Source organism: Streptomyces katrae (genome assembly GCF_000966975.1).
GTDB lineage: Bacteria > Actinomycetota > Actinomycetes > Streptomycetales > Streptomycetaceae > Streptomyces > Streptomyces katrae.
This window is the reverse complement of the sequence record NZ_JZWV01001205.1, coordinates 1-5,737: the sequence shown is the minus strand read 5'-3', so window position 1 is coordinate 5,737 and position 5,737 is coordinate 1. Positions and strand designations below refer to the sequence as shown.

Here is a 5,737-nt window from a genome sequence, read left to right as displayed (position 1 = left end):
GCCCCCGCCCCCTACGGCCAGCCGCCCCAGCCCTCCTACGGCGGCCAGGTCCCTCCCCAGCAGCAGGGCTACCCCCAGCAGCAGGGCGGCTACCAGCAGCCCGGCCAGCCCCCGTACGGCCAGCAGCCCCCCTACGGCCAGCAGGCCCCGTACGGTCAGCAGCCCCCGGCCCCCTACGGCCAGGCGGCCCCGCAGGCCGGACCGGGCCTCGCCTCCGCGCTCCAGCTGTACAAGGAGGCCCCCACGGGCGCCCGCTGGACCGCCCAGAACCAGCAGCTCATGCGGGTCGACCTCGCGGCCGGCGGCGGCCAGCCCGTCCTCGCCCGCCAGGGCAGCATGGTCCTCTACCAGGGCAAGGTCGACTTCAGCTACAAGGGCGCGGGCTTCGCCGGCCGCATCGTCGGCAACGCCACCGGCCAGGAGATGCAGCTGATGCGCTGCACCGGCCGCGGTCAGCTCTTCCTCGCGGAGAACGGCGCCCACCTGCACGCCATCGAGCTCCAGGGTGACGGCATCTGCGTCAACTCCGAGAGCGTCCTGGCCTTCGACGAGTCCCTCCAGCACGAGGTGCGCCGCATCGAGGGCCACGGCATCCCCGGCGGAGCCCTGTTCACCATGCTCTTCCAGGGCACCGGCACCGTCGTCGTCAAGACGCACGGCACCCCCGTCGTCCTGCCCGTCACCCCGACCACCTTCGCCGACAGCAACGCCATCGTGGCCTGGTCGGCAGCCTCCCAGGTGATCGTTTCCAGCCAGGTCCGGCTGCGCCGCAACGCCTACCCGGGCCACAGCGGGGAAACCGTGAACCTCCAGTTCCGCGGCGCCCCCGGGAACTTCATCGTCGTCCAGCCGTACGAGGTCTGAGGGAGCCCCACATGAATGCCATGAACCCGATGAACCAGCAGCTCGCGGGCTACGCCCCGACCCCGGTCACGGCCCGTATGGAGAACCACGGTTCGGCCATGCTCAAGGTCGCCATGCAGAGCGGCCAGGACCTCTTCGCCCGCACCGGGTCGATGGTCGCCTACGAGGGCTTCGTCCAGTACGAGCCCAACCCGCCGGCCCTGCGCCAGAGGGCCTCCCAGTGGCTCACGGGCGAGGGCGCCCCGCTGATGAAGTGCAGTGGCGACGGCCTGCTCTACCTCGCCGACTACGGCGCGAACGTCGTCTGCATCAATCTCAACAACGACGCCCTCTCCGTCAACGGCACCAACCTGCTCGCCTTCGACGCCCACCTCCAGTGGGGCGTGGAGCGGGTCAAGGGCATGGCGAAGTTCGCCGGCCAGGGCCTGTTCAACGTGCAGGTCTCCGGCACCGGCTGGGTCGCCATCACCTCGCGCGGCACCCCGATCGTGGTCGACTGCGGGCGCGGCGAGGACGAGACGTTCGTCGACCCCGACGCGCTCGTCGCCTGGTCCCCGAACCTCAAGGTCAAGGGCAAGAGCAGCTTCAAGGCCTCGTCCCTGATCGGCCGGGGCAGCGGGGAGGCCTACCAGATGGCCTTCTCCGGCCAGGGCATCGTCGTCGTACAGCCCAGCGAGGACAGCACCGACCGGCTCCGGACCCGGGGCTGAGGGGGAGCGGACACACCATGCAGAGCTCACTTTTCGGCCACGCCGAGCAGCAGTCCCAGGAGCGGTACGCCGTCCAGAACCCGCAGCTGCTGCGGGTCACCCTGGCTGGCTCCGACGACGTCCTCGCCCGCAAGGGCTCGATGGTCGCCTACCAGGGCATCGTCGACTTCGACGGCGAGTACCAGAGCAGCAACCAGCGCGGCGCGCGCCTGCGCACCGGCGAGGGCCTCGACCTGATGCGCTGCTCCGGGCAGGGCACCGTCTACTTCGCCAACCTCGCCCAGCACGTCCACGTCCTCGACGTCGACCACGAGGGCCTGACCGTCGACAGCAGCTACGTCCTGGCCATGGACTCCACCCTGCACACCGAGGTCATCGCGGTGGACAGCCAGTACGGGATCTCCGGCTCGGGCAAGTACCAGCTCAACATCACCGGCCGCGGCAAGGTCGCCCTGATGACCTCCGGACAGCCGCTGATGATGCAGGTCACCCCGGACAAGTACGTCAACGTCGACGCGGACGCCATCGTCGCCTGGTCCACCTCGCTGCGCGTCCAGATGCAGGCCCAGACGCACTCCAGCGGCGTCTGGCGGCGCCGCGGCAACACCGGCGAGGGCTGGGAGCTCAGCTTCCTCGGCACCGGCTTCGCCCTGGTGCAGCCCAGCGAGGTGCTGCCGCCGCAGAACGCCCAGCTGGGCCAGGGCATCGCCGCCCAGTACGGCATGGGCCAGCACGGGGTGCACGCCCAGAACCAGAACAACGTCTGGAACTGACCCGGCGGGCCCACCGGGCCGGTACGGAGAAGGGGCGGACCCCGCGGGATTCCCGCGGGACCCGCCCCTTCCTCATGCCCTTACGCGCCCAGCCGCGCCAGGGTCGCCTCCACCAGCCGCACCACCGAGGTGTCGGCCACCGCGGCGACCTCCGCGTACGGGAACCAGCGCAGGTCCAGCGACTCGTCGCTGATCTCCGCCGTCGCACCGGCCCGGGCCAGCGCCGCGTACTGCACGTCCAGGTGCCAGTTGCACGGCGCTGGGATCGGGTGCTTGTCCAGCCGCACCGGCCCGCCCTCCAGCAGCGTCAGCCCGGAGGGGATCCCCGACTCCTCGACCGCCTCGCGCAGCGCAGCGCCCGCCAGCGTGCTGTCACCGGGCTCGCAGTGCCCGCCCATCTGCAGCCACAGGCCGAGCTTCTTGTGCAGGGTCAGCAGCACGCGGCCGCCCACCGGGTCGATCACCAGCGCGCTGCCCGTCACATGGCCGGCCTGGCAGGGCTTGTACATCCCGTCCGGGTGCTCCGCCAGGTGCTCCAGGTAGACGTCCCGCAGGCCGCGCTGCTGCTCGTCCCGGCCCTCGTAGTCCTTCAGGACCAGGACGGCGTCCTCGTACAGGCTCACTTCTTCTCGTCACCCTCGCCCTGGTCGCGCTTCTCGGCGGCCTCGCCGAGCATCTTGTCGATCTCCGAGAAGTCCAGCTGCTCGCGGTGCACGAATCCGTCCGGGTCGTCCAGGTCCGAAGCCGTCGGCAGCATGTCGGGGTGCTCCCACAGGCCGTCGCGGCCGTCCACGCCGCGCGCGTCCGTGAGCGAGGCCCACAGCCGGGAGGCGTCGCGCAGCCGGCGCGGCCGCAGCTCCAGCCCGATCAGGGTGGCGAAGGTCTGCTCCGCCGGACCGCCCGAGGCACGCCGGCGGCGCATCGTCTCGCGCATGGCGTCGGCCGAGGTCAGCCGGGGCTTGGCCGCCTCGTGCACCACGGCGTCCACCCAGCCCTCGACCAGCGCGAGCGCCGTCTCCAGCCGGGCCAGGGCGGCCTTCTGCTCCGGGGTGTCCTGCGGCTGGAACATACCGCCCTGCAGCGCTTCCTGCAGCTGCTCCGGGTTCGACGGGTCGAGCTGGCCGACCACGTCCTCCAGCTTCGAGGTGTCCACCTTGATGCCCCGCGCGTAGCCCTCGACGGCGCCGAACAGGTGCGAGCGCAGCCACGGCACGTGCGCGAAGAGACGGGCGTGCGCCGCCTCGCGCAGGGCCAGGTACAGCCGCACCTCGTCGGAGGGGACGCTCAGGTCCTTGCCGAAGCTCTCGATGTTCAGCGGCAGCAGCGCCGCCCGCCCGGCCGGGCCCAGCGGCAGCCCGATGTCCGTGGAGCCGACGACCTCGCCCGCGAGGACGCCCAAGGCCTGGCCGATCTGCTGGCCGAACATGGCCCCGCCCATGGAGCGCATCATGCCCAGCAGCGGGCCCGCCATGGCCTGCATCTCCTCGGGCAGCACGCTGCCCATGGCCGCGCCGACGCGCTCGGCGACCGGGTCCACCAGCTCCTTCCACACCGGGAGGGTCGCCTCGACCCACTCGGCGCGGCTCCACGCGACGGCCGCGTTGGCGCCCGACGGCAGGGAGGTCACACCGTCCAGCCACAGGTCGGCCAGGCGCACCGCCTCCTCCACCGCAGACTTCTCGGCGATGCCGACGCTGGCGTCCTTCACGCCGTCCGCCGTGCCCTGGGCGACGGTCTGGCGGGCGATGTCCTTGGCCATGTCCCAGTTCACGGGACCGCCCTCGTAGCTCAGCATCTGGCCCAGCTGCTGGAAGGCGGCACCGAGGTCGTTGGGGTTCATCGAACCGAACATCGCGGCGAACGGATTGTCCGCACCGCCCGGAAGTCCGCCGGGGAGGCCGCCCGGGCCGAACCCGAACGGATTCGCGGGGCCGCCCTGGCCCCCCTTCTTGCCCTTGTCGCCGTCCTCCGGCTCCTCCGGCGGAAGGCCGAATCCGAATGGGGTGTCGCTCACGGGTTTCCTCGGCTCGTAGGGCCGCCGGCGGGTGCCGACGGGCAATGGTCCGACAACACCACCCAGCGTAGACACCACTCCCGCTTCCGGGCTCGGTGCTCCGCCGACTCCTGGGCTGCGGCAGGATGGACATCACCTGGTGGGTACGCGTCACGGCGCGTCCCCACTGAAGACAACCGCTGGAGACGCCCGGTGAGTTCCCCAGATCCGCAGGCTCGCGCGCCGCACGACGCCGAAAACCGCCCTGAGCACGGCGACAGCGCCCCCGGCGTTCGCCAGCCGCGAAACGAAGCCGTCCCCCGCCGCCGCAGCCCCGTGATCGCGGTCACCGGGGCCGCCTCCGGCGTCGGCGCCGCGCTCGTGCGCCGCCTCGCCGAATCCGACGAGGTCAAGCAGGTCATCGCCATCGACGAGCGGCGCGGGGACTGCGCCGACGCCCAGTGGCACGTCCTGGACGTCCGCGACCCCGCCATCGCCGACCGGCTGCGCGGCGCGGACGTGGTCGTGCACCTCGCCCTCGACCTCGACCTGGAGACCGACCCCGCGGCCCGTACGGCGTACAACGTGCGCGGCACGCAGACCGTGCTCACCGCCGCCGCGGCGGCCGGGGTGCACCGGGTCGTGCTGTGCACCTCCGCCATGGTCTACGGGGCCCTGCCCGACAACGACATCCCGCTCTCGGAGGACTCCGAGCTGCGCGCCACCGCCGAGGCCACCGGCGTCGGCGACCTGCTGGAGATCGAGCGCCTGGGCCGCCGGGCCCCCCGCGCCCACCCCGGCCTGAACGTGACCGTGCTCCGCCCGGCCGTGCTGGTCGGCGGCACGGACACCGCCCTGACCCGGTACTTCGAGTCCCCGCGCCTGCTCGTGGTCGCGGGCTCCCGGCCGACCTGGCAGTTCTGCCACGTCGAGGACCTGGTCAGCGCCCTGGAGTACGCCGCCCTGGAGAAGGTCGAGGGCGAGCTGGCCGTCGGCTGCGAGGGCTGGCTGGAACAGGAGGAGGTCGAGGAGCTCAGCGGCATCCGCCGCATGGAGCTGCCCTCCGCGGTCGCCCTGGGCGCCGCGGCCCGGCTGCACCGGATCGGCCTGACCCCCTCCCCGGCCGGGGACCTGGCGTACACGATGCACCCCTGGGTGGTCAGCGTCAGCGGGCTGCACGCGGCCGGCTGGCGGCCCCGCTGGACCAACGAGGAGGTGCTGGCCGAGCTCCTCCAGGAGGTGGCGGGCCGGCACACCGTCGCGGGCCGCCGCCTGGGCCGCAAGGACGCCGCCACGGCCGCCGGAGCCGCCGGCGCGACGGTGGCCCTGCTGGGCGCCGCCGCCGCTGTCCGGCGGGCACGCCGGCGCCGGGGCCTCTGACCCCGGTCCGGCGGCCG

The 5,737-nt window shown here is 72.8% G+C and carries 6 protein-coding genes; 4 read left to right on the top strand and 2 right to left on the bottom strand.

Annotated elements, in window-relative coordinates; genetic code table 11:
* The 3 genes from VR44_RS35025 to VR44_RS35015 all read left to right on the top strand — a co-directional run.
* Positions 1–864, top strand: an 864-nt coding sequence (locus tag VR44_RS35025; RefSeq protein WP_045951684.1) for an AIM24 family protein, incomplete at its 5' end; no start/stop codon positions are given.
* A 29-nt stretch (positions 865–893) separates the two neighbouring features.
* Positions 894–1,574, top strand: a complete 681-nt coding sequence (locus VR44_RS35020) for an AIM24 family protein (protein WP_045951686.1) — start codon at positions 894–896, stop codon at positions 1,572–1,574.
* 17 nt (positions 1,575–1,591) lie between these two features.
* Complete coding sequence (locus VR44_RS35015; RefSeq protein ID WP_045951683.1) at positions 1,592–2,347, top strand: AIM24 family protein; 756 nt, start codon at positions 1,592–1,594, stop codon at positions 2,345–2,347.
* Positions 2,348–2,427: 80 nt separating this feature from the next.
* On the opposite strand, the gene VR44_RS35010 is transcribed toward VR44_RS35015, so the two are convergent.
* The gene (locus VR44_RS35010) at positions 2,428–2,970 is read right to left on the bottom strand and encodes an NUDIX hydrolase (RefSeq protein ID WP_045951682.1); all 543 of its coding nucleotides are present in this window, start codon (positions 2,968–2,970) and stop codon (positions 2,428–2,430) included.
* Positions 2,967–4,361 carry a zinc-dependent metalloprotease gene (locus VR44_RS35005; protein WP_045951681.1) on the bottom strand — a complete coding sequence of 465 codons (1,395 nt, stop codon included), beginning with the start codon at positions 4,359–4,361 and terminating at the stop codon, positions 2,967–2,969. Before VR44_RS35005 ends, VR44_RS35010 begins: the two co-directional genes overlap by 4 nt.
* 192 nt (positions 4,362–4,553) lie before the next feature.
* On the opposite strand from VR44_RS35005, the gene VR44_RS35000 reads away from it, so the two are divergent.
* Positions 4,554–5,720, top strand: coding sequence for an SDR family oxidoreductase (locus VR44_RS35000; RefSeq protein WP_052713978.1), 1,167 nt, complete (start codon positions 4,554–4,556; stop codon positions 5,718–5,720).
* The last annotated feature ends 17 nt before the right edge of the window (positions 5,721–5,737 follow it).

Bases quoted from the DNA above. Each gene is read 5' to 3' on its own strand.
- VR44_RS35015 (WP_045951683.1), top strand. From the start codon at position 1,592: ATGCAGAGCTCACTTTTCGGCCACGCCGAGCAGCAGTCCCAGGAGCGG.
- VR44_RS35020 (WP_045951686.1), top strand. From the start codon at position 894: ATGAACCAGCAGCTCGCGGGCTACGCCCCGACCCCGGTCACGGCCCGT.